The organism is Psychrobacter sp. TPE 89C, assembly GCF_055522395.1.
Genome location: NZ_JBVFXW010000028.1, coordinates 25,302 through 45,300, shown reverse-complemented (window position 1 = coordinate 45,300; position 19,999 = coordinate 25,302). Strand labels below are relative to the sequence as shown.

Annotated in this window: 16 protein-coding genes and 1 pseudogene; 4 read left to right on the top strand and 13 right to left on the bottom strand. The window is 42.6% G+C overall.

Annotated elements, in window-relative coordinates; translation table 11 throughout:
• From ACZW67_RS09645 to ACZW67_RS09625, 5 genes and pseudogenes are all read right to left on the bottom strand, one after another.
• Positions 1-74, bottom strand: a pseudogene (locus tag ACZW67_RS09645) (hypothetical protein); the annotation flags it as partial.
• 224 nt (positions 75-298) lie between these two features.
• Positions 299-2,425, bottom strand: coding sequence for an elongation factor G (fusA, locus tag ACZW67_RS09640; RefSeq protein ID WP_465183079.1), 2,127 nt, complete (start codon positions 2,423-2,425; stop codon positions 299-301).
• A 361-nt stretch (positions 2,426-2,786) separates the two neighbouring features.
• Positions 2,787-3,260 (bottom strand): 30S ribosomal protein S7, encoded by a 474-nt coding sequence (gene rpsG, locus ACZW67_RS09635; protein ID WP_110924207.1) that lies wholly within the window; start codon positions 3,258-3,260, stop codon positions 2,787-2,789.
• Between the two features lie 206 nt (positions 3,261-3,466).
• Positions 3,467-3,841 (bottom strand): 30S ribosomal protein S12, encoded by a 375-nt coding sequence (rpsL, locus tag ACZW67_RS09630; RefSeq protein WP_011281154.1) that lies wholly within the window; start codon positions 3,839-3,841, stop codon positions 3,467-3,469.
• Between the two features lie 450 nt (positions 3,842-4,291).
• Complete coding sequence (locus tag ACZW67_RS09625) at positions 4,292-5,413, bottom strand: EcsC family protein (RefSeq protein WP_465183078.1); 1,122 nt, start codon at positions 5,411-5,413, stop codon at positions 4,292-4,294.
• A 653-nt stretch (positions 5,414-6,066) separates the two neighbouring features.
• Between ACZW67_RS09625 and ACZW67_RS09620 the strand changes: the two genes are divergently transcribed.
• Both ACZW67_RS09620 and ACZW67_RS09615 read left to right on the top strand, forming a co-directional pair.
• Entirely contained in the window at positions 6,067-7,302 is a 1,236-nt protein-coding gene (locus tag ACZW67_RS09620; RefSeq protein ID WP_465183077.1) for a beta-ketoacyl-ACP synthase II, read from the top strand.
• 3 nt (positions 7,303-7,305) lie between these two features.
• Positions 7,306-9,024, top strand: coding sequence for an anthranilate synthase component I family protein (locus ACZW67_RS09615; RefSeq protein WP_465183076.1), 1,719 nt, complete (start codon positions 7,306-7,308; stop codon positions 9,022-9,024).
• A gap of 208 nt (positions 9,025-9,232) precedes the next feature.
• Here the strand turns inward: ACZW67_RS09615 and hisC are convergent, their stop codons facing one another.
• From hisC to ACZW67_RS09575, 8 genes are all read right to left on the bottom strand, one after another.
• Positions 9,233-10,366, bottom strand: coding sequence for a histidinol-phosphate transaminase (gene hisC, locus ACZW67_RS09610; RefSeq protein WP_465183075.1), 1,134 nt, complete (start codon positions 10,364-10,366; stop codon positions 9,233-9,235).
• An 86-nt stretch (positions 10,367-10,452) separates the two neighbouring features.
• On the bottom strand, positions 10,453-11,748 hold the full coding sequence (hisD, locus tag ACZW67_RS09605; RefSeq protein ID WP_465183074.1) for a histidinol dehydrogenase: 1,296 nt from the start codon (positions 11,746-11,748) through the stop codon (positions 10,453-10,455).
• A gap of 216 nt (positions 11,749-11,964) precedes the next feature.
• Positions 11,965-12,660 (bottom strand): ATP phosphoribosyltransferase, encoded by a 696-nt coding sequence (gene hisG, locus ACZW67_RS09600; RefSeq protein WP_465183073.1) that lies wholly within the window; start codon positions 12,658-12,660, stop codon positions 11,965-11,967.
• 131 nt (positions 12,661-12,791) lie between these two features.
• The gene (gene murA / locus ACZW67_RS09595; protein ID WP_197102461.1) at positions 12,792-14,060 is read right to left on the bottom strand and encodes a UDP-N-acetylglucosamine 1-carboxyvinyltransferase; all 1,269 of its coding nucleotides are present in this window, start codon (positions 14,058-14,060) and stop codon (positions 12,792-12,794) included.
• A 103-nt stretch (positions 14,061-14,163) separates the two neighbouring features.
• Positions 14,164-14,409, bottom strand: a complete 246-nt coding sequence (locus ACZW67_RS09590; protein ID WP_181416327.1) for a BolA/IbaG family iron-sulfur metabolism protein — start codon at positions 14,407-14,409, stop codon at positions 14,164-14,166.
• Between the two features lie 347 nt (positions 14,410-14,756).
• Positions 14,757-15,767: an alpha/beta hydrolase gene (locus ACZW67_RS09585; RefSeq protein WP_465183072.1), complete on the bottom strand. Its 1,011-nt coding sequence runs from the start codon at positions 15,765-15,767 to the stop codon at positions 14,757-14,759.
• A 300-nt stretch (positions 15,768-16,067) separates the two neighbouring features.
• Positions 16,068-16,904, bottom strand: coding sequence for a BON domain-containing protein (locus ACZW67_RS09580; RefSeq protein ID WP_465183071.1), 837 nt, complete (start codon positions 16,902-16,904; stop codon positions 16,068-16,070).
• Between the two features lie 395 nt (positions 16,905-17,299).
• Entirely contained in the window at positions 17,300-17,785 is a 486-nt protein-coding gene (locus tag ACZW67_RS09575) for a YraN family protein (protein WP_465183070.1), read from the bottom strand.
• 137 nt (positions 17,786-17,922) lie between these two features.
• On the opposite strand from ACZW67_RS09575, the gene rsmI reads away from it, so the two are divergent.
• Positions 17,923-18,882 carry a 16S rRNA (cytidine(1402)-2'-O)-methyltransferase gene (rsmI, locus tag ACZW67_RS09570; RefSeq protein ID WP_465183069.1) on the top strand — a complete coding sequence of 320 codons (960 nt, stop codon included), beginning with the start codon at positions 17,923-17,925 and terminating at the stop codon, positions 18,880-18,882.
• A gap of 51 nt (positions 18,883-18,933) precedes the next feature.
• A complete protein-coding gene (locus ACZW67_RS09565) occupies positions 18,934-19,953 on the top strand; it encodes an adenosine kinase (protein ID WP_465183068.1) in 1,020 nt (339 codons plus the stop codon).
• The last annotated feature ends 46 nt before the right edge of the window (positions 19,954-19,999 follow it).

Genomic DNA, 19,999 nt, shown 5'->3' with positions numbered 1-19,999 from the left:
TTACCGTGGTCAACGTGTCCGATGGTACCAACGTTGACATGCGGTTTTAGACGTTCAAACTTGGCCTTTGCCATGGGTATTTCCTCTTTTTTTGGGATCAAATGCTTGGCTCGTATAAATACGACAACTAAGGCAATCTTGACCTCATTAAGATAATTGTTAAAAAATCACACATACTAATGTGCAGATATTATAAGAAAATAACAGCCAATAACAAGTCTTTTAACAAGTTATTGGCGTATTTTTCGATGACAATATAATGATATTAGCTATATTGCCGTCTTTAATAAATTTTTACTTACTCGTCATCATCTTTATTGTTGAACTTAGAGATGATTTCAGCAGCAACTGATTTTGGAATCTCAGCGTACTTTTGGAATTCCATTGAATAAGTAGCACGGCCTTGTGACATTGAGCGCATTTGTGTGGCATAACCAAACATTTCCGCTAATGGTACTTCAGCACGAATCTGTTTAGTACCGCCAGGTAAGTCTTCCATACCCTGTACTAAACCACGACGACGGCTAAGATCGCCCATGATGTCACCCATGTAATCTTCAGGCGTTTCAACTTCTACTTTCATTACTGGCTCAAGTAGTGCTGGGTCAGCTGCCATGAAACCTTTTCTAAAGGCCATAGAACCAGCCATCTTGAATGACAATTCATCAGAATCGACATCATGATAAGAACCATCATACAAGGTCGCTTTTACGCCAACTACTGGGTAACCAGCAAGTACGCCATTTTTCATGCGCTCTTGGATACCTTTATCAACGGCACCATGGAATTCTTTTGGTACAGTACCACCAACAACTTCTTCAGCGAATTCATACTCAGTATCGCCAGCTGGATCAAGTGGCTCAAGACGTAACCAAACATGACCGAACTTACCACGACCACCTGTTTGACGTACGAATTTGCCTTCTTGTTCAACAGTGTTACGAATCGTTTCACGATAAGCAACCTGTGGTGCACCGATGTTAGCTTCAACGTTGAATTCACGCTTCATACGGTCAACAAGAATTTCTAAATGCAGCTCACCCATACCACTAATGATTGTCTGACCAGATTCTTCATCAGTGTGTACACGGAACGATGGATCTTCTTTAGCCAAACGACCTAAAGCAATTGACATTCTTTCTTGGTCAGCTTTAGTCTTAGGTTCAACCGCTAGGCTGATAACTGGATCTGGGAATTCCATGCGCTCAAGCGTGATAACATTTTGCTCATCACATAGCGTATCACCAGTAGTTACGTCTTTCATACCAACCAATGCAGCGATATCACCAGTACGAATTTCTTGTAACTCTTCTTGAGAGTTAGCCATCATCTGTACGATACGGCCAACGCGCTCACGCTTCATCTTAACTGGGTTATATACACTGCTGCCCTGAGTCAAAACACCTGAATAAACACGAACGAAGGTTAAGTTACCAACGAATTTGTCATTCATGATTTTGAATGCTAAAGCTGAGAACGGTACATCATCAGATGCTTCACGGAAGCCTTCTGATTCATCTTTGTCATCAAGGATACCGCGGATAGCAGGTACATCCATTGGTGCTGGAAGATACTGAATAACCGCATCCAACATCTTCTGTACACCTTTGTTCTTAAAGGCAGTACCACAAAGCAATGGGATGATTTGGTTGTCAATAGTCAAATCACGGATAGCGCTGTTAATTTGATCTATAGTCAATTCACCGTTTTCTAGATACTCATTCATGAGCTCTTCGTTTGCTTCAGCAGCACTTTCTACTAGATACTCGCGATATTCTGCGGCTTTGTCTTGTAGTTCAGTTGGAATATCGCGCTCGTCGTATTCCATGCCTTGAGACGCTTCGTCCCAATAGATAGCTTTCATGGTTACTAGATCGATAACACCTTCAAAATCTTCTTCTTTACCAATTGGGATAACCAATGGTACTGGTTTGCCGCCAAGACGAGTTTTGATCTGTTCGATAACACGATAGAAATCAGCACCAACGCGATCCATTTTGTTTACGAATGCAAGGCGTGGAACTTTATATTTGTTAGCTTGACGCCAAACAGTCTCAGACTGTGGCTGAACGCCGCCTACTGCACAGTAAACCATGCAAGCGCCATCAAGTACACGCATAGAACGTTCAACTTCGATCGTGAAGTCAACGTGACCTGGGGTGTCAATGATATTGATACGATGTTCATCAAACTGTTTTGCCATACCTGACCAAAAGCAAGTAGTTGCCGCTGAGGTGATAGTAATACCACGCTCTTGTTCTTGCTCCATCCAGTCCATGGTGGCTGCGCCATCATGTACTTCGCCAATTTTGTGGCTAACACCGGTATAGAATAAAACACGTTCGGTAGTGGTTGTCTTACCAGCATCGATGTGCGCTGAGATACCAATATTGCGATAGCGTTTTAGGGGAGTTTTACGAGCCATAGTGTTTTCCTAGGAAAAGTCGTGTATATAATAATGTATTGTGTCTCTACCTCATACTCTATGACAAAGCGGACAGCTTCGTAATATTACTTACTGATTATTAAGCCTAATACGGACAAAAAAAGAGCAAATACTAAGAATAGTGTGGTATCAAATTTGGGATACTCTCTCGTTAAACCTAGTTAATAGTTAAATAGTGTCTTTTTAGAGAAGCATCTTGATAGATGTCCGCCATCTTAGTTGTAAATAGCTTTTGACTATTAGCAACTAAATAAATGATGGCGGCAATCAATAGAATAAATAACAGTGTAAGACTGGTTAACTTTAGCCAACCAGTCTAAAGCTACTAGTAAACAGTAGCTTAGAAGCGGTAATGAGAGAATGCTTTGTTAGCATCTGCCATGCGGTGAACTTCGTCACGCTTTTTCATAGCAGCGCCTTTGCCATCAGCAGCATCATTCAATTCGCCTGCTAAACGCAGTGCCATTGATTTCTCAGAACGCTTAGCAGCAGCTTCAGCTATCCAACGCATAGCCAATGCAGTACGACGGGAGGGGCGTACTTCCATTGGTACTTGGTAGGTTGCACCACCAACACGGCGAGCTTTCACTTCTACCATTGGGCGTACATTTTCTAAAACGTCTTCGAAGAAAGATACTGGATCTTCGATTTTACGTTTTTCGCTTACTGTTTCAAGTGCACCGTAAACGATACGCTCAGCAGTAGATTTTTTACCATGACTCATTACATGGTTGATGAATTTTGCAACAGTTTGGCTACCAAACTTAGGATCCGGTAGGATCTCACGGGTAGCAACGACGCGACGTCTTGGCATAATAAATTTCCTTGTCTTCAGGAGTGTCTGACATTCACAATCTCGCACCAGTTATTAATCAGGTGGCGTTATATCGAGTTGTCAGTCAGCCTTACTGCACGGCGGTATGTTTTAACAGTGAATTACTAATTTAATAATACTGTCAACACCAGACCCATGCACAGTTAATGTTTGGTATAAAAAGCTTATCTAATAACGATTAGTTATTAAACTTTAGGCTTCTTAGCACCATATTTAGAACGACCTTGCTTACGGTCTTTTACGCCTGCGCAATCCAATGCACCACGAACGGTGTGATAACGTACACCTGGTAGATCTTTTACACGACCACCACGGATAAGAACAACACTGTGCTCTTGTAGGTTATGACCTTCGCCGCCGATGTAGCTTGATACTTCATAGCCTGAAGTCAAACGTACACGACATACTTTACGCATGGCTGAGTTAGGTTTTTTAGGAGTCGTAGTATATACACGAGTGCATACGCCGCGACGCTGTGGGCACGCTTCCAACGCAGGAACTTTTGACTTTTCCTTGATGGTTTTGCGACCTTTACGAATCAATTGGTTAGTTGTTGCCATGAGGCATCCTTCTCCCGTTTGGTATAAAACAAAAAAATGGGGTAATGCACCATCCATCTGACGTTAATGACAGATTTTCGGAGCACCCATTTTTAGGACAGTGTATTATAAAGAGTTGTTGCTGCTATTTCAACCACTTATGAGTGATTGTACTTTACAACATTTGATAGATATGCATTCAGCCTGTTGCTGTACCCACTTAGCTGCCTTTAATTCAAAGCCAACTAAAAAATAAGCCACTAAACGTGGCATAAAAACAATATCACATGTGGTCTGAATAAGATGTTTGGTGATAAATAGACATCTATAATAAGTAAATGGCGATATTATCTAAATTTTCAAGAGTTAAAAGATAATACCACCAATATTAATAGTTAGCGATTGGCCTATAATGACTTATAAACGCAACCTTATATAGAAAACTAAAAAATAGAGATGTTTAAATTGTCTTTATTTACTTTGCTTATCAGCAGACTTATCTTTTGCGGCGCTTGACGAGCTATCAGATGATTCATCTTGCTCGTCTGTGCCATCTTTATTTTCAGTATTGCTATCTTTGGTATGATTGTCAGTATTTTCTTGCTCATCGCTGCTAGCCGCTTTGTCTACTTTTGCTTCGCTACTGCTATCATCCGTAATTGCACGATTTGCCAGCTTGGCTTCTGGTGCGAAAGTCGCTTGAGCCACGCCGATTACTTCATCAATTAACTGGCTGTTATAGTGCATACCAATGACGACCGCTGTGGCCGGTAAGAAACGGCGTACCCATGATAAGTTGATTTGATCCAAATCAATACCAACCTGACTGGCGATATTATCAACTTGTTCTGCATAAAAATTAACGTTTTTGTTTTTCAGGCCTAGGTTTTTGAGCTCGTTATGCAAACCACTATTTTGTGCATTATCAAGCAAGCCTTTACCAATACCGATACCAGCAAGCAATGCTTGTTTTTCTTGCATCTTGCTTAGGTCTGCATTTGATAGCAATTCATAAGCCATCTTGATACCTTGGCTGCCTGTCAACGGTTTGTTATAGACAGCAGCCAATTGATAGACGGTACGTAATGATACTAGTAACAACCACAATGTATCAGCTAACAATCCTGGCAGACCTGCTAAACCTGTCAAACCACCTATTGTCGCAAGTGCGCGGTTTTGATTGGCGATATCAGTAGCTAATGCGTAACGCTCTTCGTCATCTAGACTGGCGATATTGGCAAAACGATGCTCACTAGGCAGATCAATCTGACTCCAGTTAGACGCGAGCTTTGCTATTTGCGCAAACGCTCCATCAACGGTTGTCTGAAAAAAGCTATTTGGTACTACTTTTTTGGCATATTTGCCATAAGTAGCAAAACGTGGCCCTAGTAACTGCTGAGTCGCTTTAAGTGTTTGCTGACGAAACAAGTCTTGCTGATAGTCTTCGTCGCCCAAGTTAACCGCTTTGTATTGACGCGGCTTGCTTGTTTTAGCATTGACACCGTCAATGATTGCACCCATGCGCTCTAGATTATTACGGGTCAGAGAGCCAACTGTTTTAATGCTTTTAGAAAGAATGCTACGCTTTGCCATCGTGATGTCCTTAATGTGGTGATTGATTTTATAATAATAGATTTTTACTTATAATTGATATGCTATCTTAGCGAATGACTATATTCAGTGTCAGTGCGAACAATGTTATCGCCATTACAAACTTTGTATCTAAAAGTATAACTGAATCACTAGTTGATGCTATGTTAAAGTTTATTTGTTCAGTTATATTCAAGCACAGCCTCATATGTCTCTGGTCGATTTATCGACGACTACCCTGTTCAGATCACCTTTGATAGATTTAATTTTTGGATAACCCTTAACCTTCAGTGCTATTTTGTCGTTATTTTGCACTTGTACAAAGATTTTGGACGCCTGATACGTTATCATATGCCATAATTCACAGTACAGTTGTACTCGGATTTATAAAATACCCTTTAAACAGTATATCTAGACGATACATATAAATAATACATCGTTTAATTATGACAGCAATTATAGCTGCAACAGAAGCATTTGATATTCAAAAACACTCTTTCTTTAACATATTCTTTAACACACTGTTTTGACACATTGTGGTTATAAGAGAGTGGTACGTTTGAGGTCAAATAATAGAAGTAGATATTAAAAACGGTTATTAGAAATAATTTATTAACAGTAATTATCAAAAAATCGTTATTTATAAGGAATAGAATATGCGCCGCGTTGTTATCACTGGAGCAGGGATTGTCTCTTGTATCGGACATGATTTAGCCACTGTTACTGCTGCTCTTAAGCAAGGACAGTCTGGTATTACGTTCAATGACTCTTATGCTGAGCATGAGTTTAAGTCACAGGTAAGTGGTAGTATTGATAAATCAGTACTGGACACGTCTGCTATCGACCGTAAGCTTAAAAGGTTTTTTAGTGATGCCAGTCTCTATGCTTATGTTAGTGCGTTAGATGCCATCAAACAATCTGGATTGTCACTTGATGTTATTAGCCAAAACCCACGCGTTGGTGTGGTTGCCAGCTCTGGTGGCGCTTCAACAGAAAATGTAGTCGCTGCTGTCGACGCCATGCGTGAAAAAGGTCTGCGCGGTGTTGGTGCAATGGCAGTACCTAAGACTATGGGCAGCTCAGTATCAGCAGCGCTCGCAACAGGTCTAAAAATCCACGGTATCTCCTACTCTATCTCTTCTGCTTGTGCGACTTCAACACATTGTATCGGTCATGCTGCTGAGCTTATTCAACTAGGCAAAGCCGATGTCGTCCTAGCAGGTGGTAGTGAAGCTGAGCATTGGACTCAATCATGCATGTTTGATGCAATGGGTGCGATGAGTACTCAATATAATGACACGCCTAAACAATCCTCGCGCGCGTATGACAAAGACCGTGATGGTTTTGTGATTGCAGCGGGTGGCGCGATGGTAGTCGTAGAGAGTCTAGAGCATGCACAAGCGCGCGGTGCTAATATCTTGGCTGAAATTGTCGGTTATGGTGCTAGCTCTGATGGTGCTGAAATGGTAGCGCCAAGCGGTGAAGGTGCCGTACGCTGTATGCAGCAAGCATTAGCCGAGGCTGGATTAGACAGCGTCGACTACATCAATACTCATGGTACCAGTACGCCTTTAGGTGACATCACTGAGCTTAAAGCAATTGCTAAAGTGTTCGGTGGTGATGTTAGTAAAGTACCTGCTCTTAGCTCAACCAAGTCTATGACTGGTCATAGTTTAGGTGCGGTCGGTGCTCAAGAATTAATATATTGCTTACTAATGCTGCAAGAAGGCTTTATCGCACCAAGTATCAATATCGAAGAATTAGACCCTGCTGCTGAAGGCTTTGATATCGTCGCCCAAATGCGTGAAACGAAACTTGAGACACTTATGAGTAACAGCTTTGGCTTTGGTGGTACAAATGCAACGCTAATCATCAAAAAGTTCGACGCGTAACCGATGCACGAAAAAAATCATAAGACTACTAAGCAGACAGATTCTGCCCTATCGCCAGCTACTAATCCTAGCTGGCGTTTTGGTGAGCTGCCTGCCGCAGAATTAATGCCGCACCTACAGCGTTATCTGCTAGCACAAGATGCTAAAGCAAATTGGCAGCTTGTTTGGCTGAATAACAATGGACGGCCCGTAATCGGCTTACTTCCTAAAATGAGCTGGTCTGTTTATTTTGATACTGCTAATAATCCATTACCTGATACGCCATTAGCTACTTATAAAGTTATTCGACATTGCCGTGATGTTGAAACGACTAACGATGCTGATAATAGTAATGCCATCACAACGGCTTATATGAGCTATGCGGAATGGCAAAACAGCTTAACGACCTACAGCCAAGCTTATGAGACTGAAACTGATGACAGAACATCGACAACTGATATCACTGAAAATCCCAATTATCATCATGGCCTAATAGGGTTTATCGGCTATGACATTGCAGCTCATGAGCTGAGTCCAGCTGCCAATATTGAACTGGCAGCACAGCCTTGTGCGGTATTGGGTCATTACGATATTTATCTGTCACCTAAAGAAAACAGCAAAACTGGTTGGCAGTTAACCGTCAATACAACGGCTAACAGCTCAGGCAAAACCGTTGATGATGAGTGTAGTAACAAAGCTATCGTAGCGCTTATCTCATATCTAGACAGAATAGATAAAACGTTGTCTGACGCATGCCTGAGTCAAAAACAACTTGAGTCATCAACACCTGCTCCTTTAATATTGCAAGCACGATGGGGCAAGCATGATTATCAGCAAGCATTTGACCGCACCCAAGACTACTTACAAAAAGGCGACTGCTATCAAATAAATCTGACGCAAGAATGGCACGGTCAGCTCTCTCATAAAACAAGCAATACCCAATCAATATCTAATTTGATTGATTATTTACCTATGCTATATCGTAATACAAAGGCGCCCTTTGCAGGATACCTGTCAATTAATGGCATGCATGACAGTACAAACACTCCTAATATACCTACGAATCTGTTTGAATTATTAAGCTGCTCACCTGAGTTATTTTTTACCTTCAAAAAAGATACTAGCACTGGTAAACATCACATCATCACCAAGCCTATTAAAGGTACGATGCCGCGTGGTGCAACGAATGAACAAGATAACCGCTATAAGAACCAACTAAGTGATAGTGAAAAAGATCGTGCTGAAAATGTGATGATTGTCGATTTGTTGCGTAATGATTTAGGCAAATATGCCAAAACTGGCAGCGTAAAAGTACCACAGCTATTTGCAATAGAAAGCTTTAGTAATGTGCATCATATGGTTAGCACCATCACCGCTGAGCTCAAAGAAAACACCCATCCGTTGGCAGTATTGTTTGGCAGTTTACCTGCGGGATCTATTACTGGTACACCAAAAAAACGTGCCGTTGAGATTATATCTGAATTAGAAACAGCACCACGTGGTGCCTATTGCGGCACTATGGGTTATATGAATTTTGATGGTAGTGGTCAATGGAATGTACTGATTCGTACGCTGCAAGCCAACGCTTCATCACATAATGATTTGAATAGAGAAAAACACATCAGCTTATGGGCTGGAGGTGGTATTACTATCGCTTCTGACTGCGATGCTGAATACCAAGAATGTTTGGATAAAGTGGGTAATTTGCTATCAGTTCTTGCCCAAAAGAATCTGAGCAAATAGAATTATAGTCAGAGAACTATTAAATGGCTACAGCATTACCCTCCCTAAATGTACTACTAGTACATTCTTCGGTCGGCTGCCTTATATCCATTTTAGACTTCTTTGACTATAGATATTGTTTTAAGAAGTAAAAAAGTAAAGCCTGCTCAACACAATGTTGGCAGGCTTTACTTTTATTAGTCATTATTAATACAACAGGGACGATTCGTTAATTCGTAGCCAATTCAGTATCAGCATGTAATATTTTTAAGGCATCTATTAAACGGCTATTCTGATCTGCTGTACCAACGGTAATACGCAAGTACTCATTGATACGCGGTTTGTTAAAATGTCGAACGATAATGCCCTGCTCACGTAACGCACTGGCCACAGCACTCGCATTGCCCTCTTTTGGACGTACAAATACAAAGTTGGCGTGTGACGGCAGCACTTTATAGTCCAAGGCTACTAGATCTGCTGTTAGTGACTCCCGCAGGTCAATAACCTGCTGACGCGTTTGCTCAAAGTATTCAACATCTAAGACACTGGCAGTCGCACCCGCTTGCGCTAACTTGTCTAATGGGTAGCTATTAAAGCTATTTTTCATACGGGTCAATGCTTCAATCAATGAGGCATTACCAAAGGCCATACCGACGCGTAATCCAGCGAGCGAGCGTGACTTTGAAAAGGTCTGCGTCACAAGAATATTGTCATAATCATTGAGTAAGCTTATGGCTGAGACAGTAGCATCTGAGCTATCCGCTTCTATCTGGGCAAAGTCAATATAAGCTTCATCAATCACGATCACTGAATTAGAATGCTCACTCGCCAATTTGCTGATATCCGCAAGTGATAGTAGCAATCCAGTTGGGGCATTAGGATTGGCGATAATGATACCGCTACAAGGCTGACGATACGCATCTGGACTGATACTAAAATCAGCATCTAAGGCAATTTGTACCAGCTCGATACCAAAGGTATGCGCGTATACCGGATAGAAACTATAACTAATATCAGGTGCTAAAACAGGACGCTCTTTTAGGAAAAAGCTAGCAAACACCAACGCCAATACTTCATCTGAGCCATTACCGACGAATACTTGATTGACATCGAGGTTATATAACCCTGCCAATGCACTACGCAATTCATCAGACTCAGGTGCTGGATACAAGCGCAAATCATCTGCTTGACGTTCCAACACTTTAGCGATGGCTGCCCCTACTTTTGGAGAAGGTGGAAATGGGTTTTCGTTGGTGTTTAGTTTGCATAAATTGTCGTGTTGCGGCTGCTCACCTGGTGTATAAGGTGACAAATTGCGTGCTTTAGATGACCAAAGTCTCGTGTCTATCTTTAATTCACTCATAAGTTATCCTACTATTAGCCACAAAAATTATTAAAAAAGATGTCAGAAGAAATGACAAAATTAAATTTTACAGTATTCAAAATATATTACTGATAACGATAACGAGCTGAGCGCGCATGGGCATCTAAGTCCTCACGCTGCGCTAAAATATCTGCCGTTTCGGCCAATGGTTTGCTGCCCGCTTCACTACAATAGATAATAGAAGATTTCTTTTGGAAGTCATAGACACCCAGCGGCGAAGAAAAGCGTGCCGTGCCTGAAGTTGGCAACACATGGTTAGGACCTGCACAGTAGTCACCAATCGCTTCAGGCGTATGACGGCCCATAAAGATAGCGCCAGCGTGACGAATATCATTGAGCAGCTCATCAGGATTGTCTACTGACAATTCTAAATGCTCAGGTGCCACCCGATTGATCACTGCAATACCCTCTTGACGGTCTTTAACTAAGATAAGCGCGCCACGGTTCTGCAATGAATCACGAGCGATATCAGCTTTTGGCAATTCTGCCAATGCCTTTTCAATCTCAGCAGCAACTTCAGCTAACTGCTCTTCACTAGTCGTCACAAAAATAGCTTGGGCAATACGGTCATGCTCAGCTTGTGACAATAAATCCATCGCCAGCCAATCCGCACGGTCTTGCGCTTCACCTTCTGCATAAACCAGTACTTCAGAGGGGCCTGCAATCATATCGATGCCGACTTGACCGAATACTGCACGTTTGGCAGCCGCCACATACTTGTTGCCCGGTCCCGTAATTTTATCCACTGCTGGAATTGTCGCGGTTCCATAAGCCAATGCGGCCACAGCTTGTGCACCACCAATAGTAAAGACACGATCAACCTGTGCCAAATGCGCTGCTGCCAATACCAATGGGTTTAGTATACCTTTGGGTGCTGGCACGACCATGATGACTTCGGCGACACCTGCTACTTTGGCAGGAATGGCGTTCATCAATACTGACGATGGATAAGAGGCCAGACCACCAGGGACATAAATACCTACACGATCAAGCGGTGTGACTTTTTGACCGAGACGATTGCCGAGCTCATCTTCATATTGCCACGTCTCTTGTACTTGGCGCTCATGAAATGTCTGTACCCGTGTTGCCGCTGTCGTCAATGCCGTCTTGACGGTCTCATCAAGATTGGCAAATGCCTCAGCAAGTGATTCTTTGGATAGCTCTAGCTCTTGCATCGTTGTTGCTGGATGCTGATCAAATTTCTTAGTCAAGGCTAATACCACACTATCGCCCTCATGGCGTACTTGCGCGATGATGTCATCAACGGTCTTCAACAAGTCGGCATCATTAACGGTTTCAAAAGCAAGCAACTCTGTCAATTGACTGTCAAAATCGGCATCTTGGGTACTTAGTTGGCGCATGACTTAATCCTATGGCTGAAATGAATAATGTAGTGGTAGCGTGTATTGAATATTAACAATAATTTAGTGGCTTATATATCAGATTATACTGGGCTTTTATTCTCTGACAAGCAAATATGAAAAAACCAGTTTAGCACGCTATATCTATCATAGAGCACTAAACTGGTTTAAAAATTTGCATAACCATGCTTTATATTACCAATGATTGCCAGTGGCTTACGATGCACTAGCAATACTGTTTTTAAAGCTATCTAAAATCGGCTCAAGTAGCGCAAATTTACGCTTATAGCTGACTTGATTGACGATAAGACGAGAGGAAACATCACAAATGTGATCACGAGCTTCAAGCCCGTTCGCACGTAAAGTATTGCCAGTATCGACCACATCCACGATCAAATCACCGAGACCGACCAACGGGGCAAGCTCCATCGAGCCGTACAGCTTAATGACATCTACTTGCTGACCTTGGCTAGCAAAGTAAGCGCGTGCCACATTGACGTATTTGGTGGCGATACGTAGGCGACGATTTGGCAGTGGCGCATCTTTTACGCCAGCAGTCATCAGCTTACATTGAGCAATCTGTAGATCCAACAACTCATAAACATGATTGGCACCATGTTCAAGCAAAACGTCTTTACCTGCCACACCAAAATCAGCCGCACCGTGTTCTACATAGGTCGGCACATCGCTGGCACGCAAAATCAATACACGCACATTGGGATTTGAGGTTGGAAAAATAAGTTTACGCGAGGCTTCAGGGTCTTCTAACAACTCAACACCAGCTGCGCGTAGCAGTGGCATGGTTTCTTCTAGAATACGGCCTTTTGATAACGCCAATGTTAAGCCTGAAAACTCATCATTTACTTCGTTTAATACACCGCTGTTTGGTAAAGCTTTGGTTGCTTCAGTCATAATGACATCGTATCCATGTACAGTTGACAGCCCCACTGAAAGGGGCTTTTAGTTGTATATTACTGAGCTTTTCGTGATAACACCAATTACATCCGTGATGGAAGAATTGGTGCTGGATAAGCCAGTTAATATTAATCGTTGGTATTAATACGTTCGATATTCACACCTAGCGCGCGCAGTTTGTTTTCGACGTCTTCGTAGCCACGATCAATATGGTAAATACGGTCGATTAAGCTTTCGCCTTCAGCAGTCGCCGCCGCCATGACCAATGACATAGAAGCACGCAAATCAGTCGCCATTACTGGTGCAGCAGTAAATTTCTCAACACCTTTGACCACAGCAGTATGACCATCAACCTGAATAGAAGCGCCTAAACGATTAAGCTCAGGGACATGCATATAGCGATTTTCAAAGATATTTTCGATAAAAGTACTCGTGCCATCCGCAAGACAGCTAATCGCCATCAATTGAGCCTGCATATCAGTCGGAAAACCTGGATGTGGTTGGGTGCGAATATCAACAGCCAATGGACGGCCTTTCATCTGCGCACGAATCCAATCATCACCAGTGGTAATCACGGCGCCCATGGCTTCAAATTTTTCTAACACTGGCGTTAATAATAGTGCAGATGTATTTTTGGTCAATACATCACCGCGAGTCATCAACGCGCCAGCAAGGTAAGAACCTGTCTCGATACGATCTGGTACAACTGAATACTCACAACCATGCAAGCGTTCAACGCCTTCAATGGTCATGACTGATGTACCGATACCACTTATTTTAGCGCCCATCGCCACCAGCATATTGGCCAAATCAACCACTTCTGGCTCTAATGCACAGTTACCTAAAACAGTCGTGCCTTTAGCAAGTGCTGCTGCCATGATTACGTTTTCAGTACCGCCCACGGTAATCATATCAAATGAGAAGTTACAACCTATTAGCCTGCCACCTTTTGGTGCCTGCGCTATGACATAACCATTCTCTACGCTAATCGTAGCACCCATCGCTTCAAAAGCTTTTAGATGCTGATCAACAGGGCGTGAACCAATGGCACAACCGCCTGGCAATGACACTTCTGCTTCGCCAAAACGCGCCAGCAATGGGCCTAATACTAAAATTGAGGCACGCATGGTTTTGACCAAATCATACGGTGCATAAAAATTATCGATATCTTTGGTATCGCACGTAACAGTATCGCCCTGTTTTTGGATTTTGATACCCATGCCACCGATCAATTCAATCAATGTGCGCACATCTTGTAGCGATGGCACATTGTGTAATGTCGTTGGAGTCTCGGCTAATATCATAGCCGCAAGTAACGGCAACGCGGCATTTTTGGCGCCTGAGATAGTAACTTCCCCTGCGATACGACTACTACCAGTGATTAAAAATTGATCCATAGAGGTGACAACCTAGCGATGAGTGTAAAAAATGGTGAAAATTAAACTTATAACCAACCAGCTAAACGGTTAGTTTAAAATGTTCAATCATATATATAATGGTTTAGCCTTTTGACTGGATATCCCATTCAGCAGGCGTTAATGCTTGAATATTGAGCGCATGAATATCGCCACTCGCAATCTTATCATTGACCAATGCATAAATCGCTTGTTGACGTTGAACGGCACGCTTGCCCTCAAAACTGGCATCAACCACACGTACATCAAACTTATTACCTTGATTGGCAGCTTGAATAAAAGCGTCTGGGAAGTGTGTTTGTAAAAAGGCAATCAAATCGTCAGCGTTCATGCTCATAGAATATCCTGTTAATAGCGGTAAAAAAGGGTTTTATTTTGAATGCAGGTATTATAACAAGAGTTTGAGCATCTTACAGCACTGTCTGTGTATAAGAAAATCTGAACTATATATACAATACCTGCTGAACAATAAAAGCAGTAAATGTTTAAGTAATTAGGGCGTGTCCTCATTTTAAAAATGGTGATAAAAATGAGATAAATCGAAGTCAAACAAGGAAAATAGCGCAGATAATATCGAGATATTAGTCAGCTATTTGACGCCGTTTGGCAAGATTTAGTCATTTTTAACCCATTTAGATAACTATCGATTGAATTGAGGACACGCCCTAGTACTTAAAACTACTTCAGCTCTTTATCTAGATATGTCAGCACTTGCGAGCGCACATCGTTCAACCAACGCAGTGGTGGTGCCATCGCACCGATACTGGTGGCATGACTGGCACCTTCTATTTCACTGACTTCCACCTTAGCACCATAGTCTTTTAGCGCTTTTGTCATATTGACCGTATTTGTGTCATAGACAATCTTATCATTTTCAGCGGTCAATAATAGATAAGGCGGCTGCTCACCTTTTAGCTGTCTATCGGGCATGACTTGGTCAGGAGTCGCATCGGCAGGAAAAGCAGTAGCACTATCAAACTTCCTAAAATCATAGCTATAAGGGCCTGCGATGCCAACAACTGCTTTGATATCACTTGGTTTGATGCCGTAAGGCGCTAAAAAATCCTCGTTAGACACGGCTGCAACTGCATTGAACGCGCCAGCTGATTGTCCCATGACAGCCATGCGCTGAGGATCTGCATGCAAGCTTTTGGCATTGTTATAGCTCCATGCAATCGCTTTGGCCGTGTCTTCTACATAATCAGGATATGGATGCTCGGGTGCCTTCCGGTAGTTAATAACCGCGGTCACGTAGCCTGCTCGCGCCAGACTCTTACCGACGAAAGCATAGTCTTCTTTAGTACCGTTCTCCCATGAGCCGCCATAGACGAACATGACCATAGGATAAGTATCGTTAATCGCGGTCTGGGCTTTCATCGCTTTGGCTAAAGGCTTAGGATAATAGATATCTAAATCTTGTGAAGGCTCATCACCGTAGAGGATGTCTTTACTAACGCCAACGCCACCACTCGATGTAATGCCATTGACGATAGCCAGCGGTGATACAGCTTGCGCACTATGTGACGCTAGCGCGATACCACCTATTGCTAGTACTGCTGTGAATCCTGCTCCGGTGAGTTTTAGCGTGCGTGGCTTTTTATAAGACGCTTTGCTATTAGAGGCTTGTTCATTAGATGTATTACTATGATTGTTTTCGCTCTGCTGTGCGCGTTTCTCTAAATCCTTCATTTACCAGTATTCCTATTATATTTATAAACAATGATGAGCATTACCACAGCCACTTTATAAAATATCATTCACTAAAATTACTATTATTCATTAAAAGTACCATTTACTATTTGGCGGGCTGTTCTACTGCTGACTGTCTATATATTACTGGCTCACTCAGGATTTATCGTGTTTTTCCTGTTAGTGCTGTTTAGTCTTCTTGTCATTAAAATCCAATCACTTAACAGCCATCACTTATCTATCTGGTTTATAAATAATGGCTGCTTTGTCAACATAACTACTTCATCAACTTTGGCTTTACTACTGATCTTTATATAGATCGATGTAAGGACTAGAGGATGGCTGATCACCTGTTGTACCTACTTCTGTCACTATAACTGGCGTGGCGTTATTGTTTCCTACAGAGTTGCTAGGACTAAAATTAGTAGCAGCGGCAGCACCTTCAACGACTGGTGCTGAATCAGCATTGCCCAAGTTATTATCAGTCATAATGTCGTCTTCGTTTATCTTTACCCCTCGATCATCCACGACTGTCGTCAGTAGCACCAGCTCCGTCACACCGACCGTCGTGTTGGCAATATCAATGAGGTTACTCTGTTGAGTGGGTGTCATACGTCCCATAATATAAACCACACCGTTATCGCTCACTGCCTTAACCTGTGAAGAACTAACACCGTTACTAGCGGCCACTTTTGCCAGCAATTTTGAGGTGATATAACCATCCTGCACGGTAGAGCTATAACCTTTTGAGGCACTGACATTCAATTCGTTATAAACGCGGCGCACATCAGGCATAGAGGTAACGACTTTTTCTATCTCTGTTTTAATGGTTTCAGTTGGCACTTCACCGGTCAATAACACTTCACTGTTGAAGCTATCAATGCCCATACGACTGGTCTGTTGCAGGTTTTCTTGTAAACCATAGACATTGATTTTGGCAGTGTGTTCGATACTACGATCAAGCAGACGCTGCGGAATAGTGCGCTCTGTCATCGGCACACCATACGTGCCTTCTGTGCTATTGGTCAGATAGTTGGTCGTACAGCCAGTAACAGCGATACTGGATAGTAATATCATACCAATCGCTGTGCGGCTTGATGAGCTAAAAATAGCAGTGCGCAGATGCATCCGTGTCATGATTTACCTCTTAGGACATGATTTTGACGATTATATAAATTTAGTGGATTGAACAATTTCGATCTAACGGCTTTTAGGGCGTGTCATCAATTAGATTATGAGGCTTAAAATGAGAAAAATTGTAGATAAACAAGGAAGAAATTGCCGTGAATATGTACATATTGGCAAAATTTCTAACGATGTTTAGCAAAATTTAGCCATTTTAAGACCACTAAATGTATAAATGCGCTAATTGATGATACGCTCTAACATAGCTGCTTATAACAACTTGTAATACAGCTACTTATAACATAGCTACTTTACTGAATTTTTGCTGAAGGCGGTTAGGTTTTTGGTAACGATAGCTGGATACCAAATTCTATGTGCTGTTTAGCCCGTACTGCTTCCATATATTGTCACCATGCCTCTGCTACGAAGGCACCCTGAAACCATTCTGGTTGAGTATCTATATTTTGGTTTTTTTTGCTCACACTGCTAGCCGTATTATAAGCAATCACATCGAACCGACATTCATAATCGCTATATTCGGGATGCTGCTGCAAAAAATAGCGCGCAGCTGTGATAACTTTGCGTTGTTTGCTAGCCGTCACACTCAGCGCGGCATCGCCAAATGCTGATCGTTTACGCTGGCGAACTTCGATAAACAACAGTGTTGACCACGCTTGCCCTGTTTCTATCATGACCAAATCTAGCTCGCCCACTTTTGGCTGCTGCCAATTTTGGACAATTAGCTTTAACCCTTGTGCCTGTAAAAACTCACACGCGTGCTGCTCAAACAAGCTGCCTTGGCGCTGTTTTGGTGAAGTGAGTGTCAAAGGTTTATGGTTCGCCATGATGTCGATTGGTCTGGTTAACATTTCAGAATTATCATAGCACATCATGCTAAACTAACCACTTTCGCACGCCCTAGCTGTGTCATCGATAAGTATTTAATCGCTTACTATTTGGCTGAAACATACAATAGATGATGACGGTATAGGCAACCGTGCCATATTCTTTTTAATGACCCGAGGTTTTCATGTCTACTCCTACCGCGATGCCAGCTTGTCTATATATCGTTGCCACGCCGATTGGTAATCTTAGCGACATGACGCCGCATGCGATTGATGTCCTAAAGCAAGTCGCCATCATTGCCTGTGAAGACACCCGTACCTCAGGTAAGCTGCTGTCACACTTTGGTATTGATACCAAAGGCAGCAAAACCGACGATGCTAAAGCATCAACACCTCATCATAATGAAAACAGTGCTGCCGACGATACGGAAACCACTTCAAAGCAAAAAGGCCACAATAAGCTGTGGGCATATCATGAACACAATAGCGCGATTCAAACACCGAAGATTATTGAGATGATTGAGCAAGGTCATTCGGTCGCTTTGATTAGTGATGCTGGAACACCACTAGTCAGCGACCCTGGTTATCAATTGGTACAAGCAGCACATGCTGCTGGCGTCACCGTGTCACCTATCGTTGGTGCCTCTGCTGCCATTGCCGCGCTATCAGTCGCAGGATTGCCGTCAGATCGCTTTAGCTTTATTGGATTTTTGCCAGCCAAAACTCATGGTCGTCAAAAACAACTGAGCGCATTAATCGCTCGTACCGAAACCCTGATATTTTACGAAGCACCGCACCGTATTATCGCCAGCTTAGAAGATATGGCAACGATATTTGGTACAGATCGCGAAGTCGCATTTTGCCGTGAATTGACCAAAACCTTTGAGACGGTACGTAAGAGTACACTTGGCGATTTGGTTGAGTTTGTCAAAGCAGATGACAATCAACAGCGCGGTGAAATAGTCGTTGTCGTCGCTGGCGTGAATGTGGCTCAGGATTCAGATGACATCAGTATCCATGACAAATTATTGCAAAGATTGCTAGAAGACTTATCGGTCAAAAAAGCCGCGGCATTGGGCGCTGATATCACAGGAGTCAAAAAGAATGCGCTATATCAACGCCTACTTGAACTACAGGCTGAATAGCTTTTAAATATAAAAATGGGCGTTTATCACTTAATTGAGGAGAAGTAAGCAATGTACGATGTAATGGCGATAGGGAATGCGTTGGTTGATCACGAATATGTGCTGTCTGATGCAGCATTAGATGAGACAGAACTGACCAAAGGTCATATGACGCTGGCTGGTATCGAAGAACAACAACAATTACTCGCGTATTTTAAACTTGCTAACATTGACCCATCAAAACAAGCGGGTGGTGGCTCAGCTGCCAATGCGATGTATGCCTTTGCCAGTCTAGGTGGTAAGCCTTTTTATGCGTGCCGTGTCGGTGATGATGATCAAGGAGCCTTTTATCTCAGAGACTTGCACGAAGCAGGCGTCGCTACCTCAGATAAATCTATCCATGCAGGCGGTGTGACCGGCTCATGCGTAGTCGCGGTTACCGAAGATGGCGAGCGTACCATGCAGACTTATCTTGGCACCTCAAGTGAGATTGTCGCTGATAATGTAGATTTTGATGCGTTGACGCAAGCAGATTGGCTATATCTAGAAGGTTATCTAGCGATGTCTGAGAGCATCCAACCAGCGATGACTCAGTTACGCCAACAAGCCGGTATTCATAATGCAAAAATTGCGGTGAGCTTTGCTGATCCTGCGGTGGTACAATTTGCCAAAGATGGCTTGCTTAATATGCTTGGTAATAAAGTTGCCGTTATATTTTGCAACAGTGAAGAAGCCAAATTGTTTACGGATAAAAAACAAGTTAAAGCTGCTGCACGTGCCTTGCTTGAATATTGCCAAACTGCAGTCGTAACTGATGGGGCCAATGGGGCTATCATCGCCCATAAATCTGATGACCATTCAGACGTTGAGGTTTATGAAGTTGCTACCCCAGTAGTTGCCAATGTTATTGATACCAATGGTGCAGGTGACAACTATGCTGGTGCATTCCTCTACGCGCTGTCACAGCAATATAGTCTGCCAGAGTGTGGTCGACTTGCCAGCGAAATATCAGCACAAATCATCCAGCAATTCGGACCAAGATTAGATTCACAAGATTATAGAGATATTGCTCAGCGTGTATTATCAGCGTGATATAAATAGACGTTTTTGATGTTAATAAAAAAAGCCCATAGCGAAT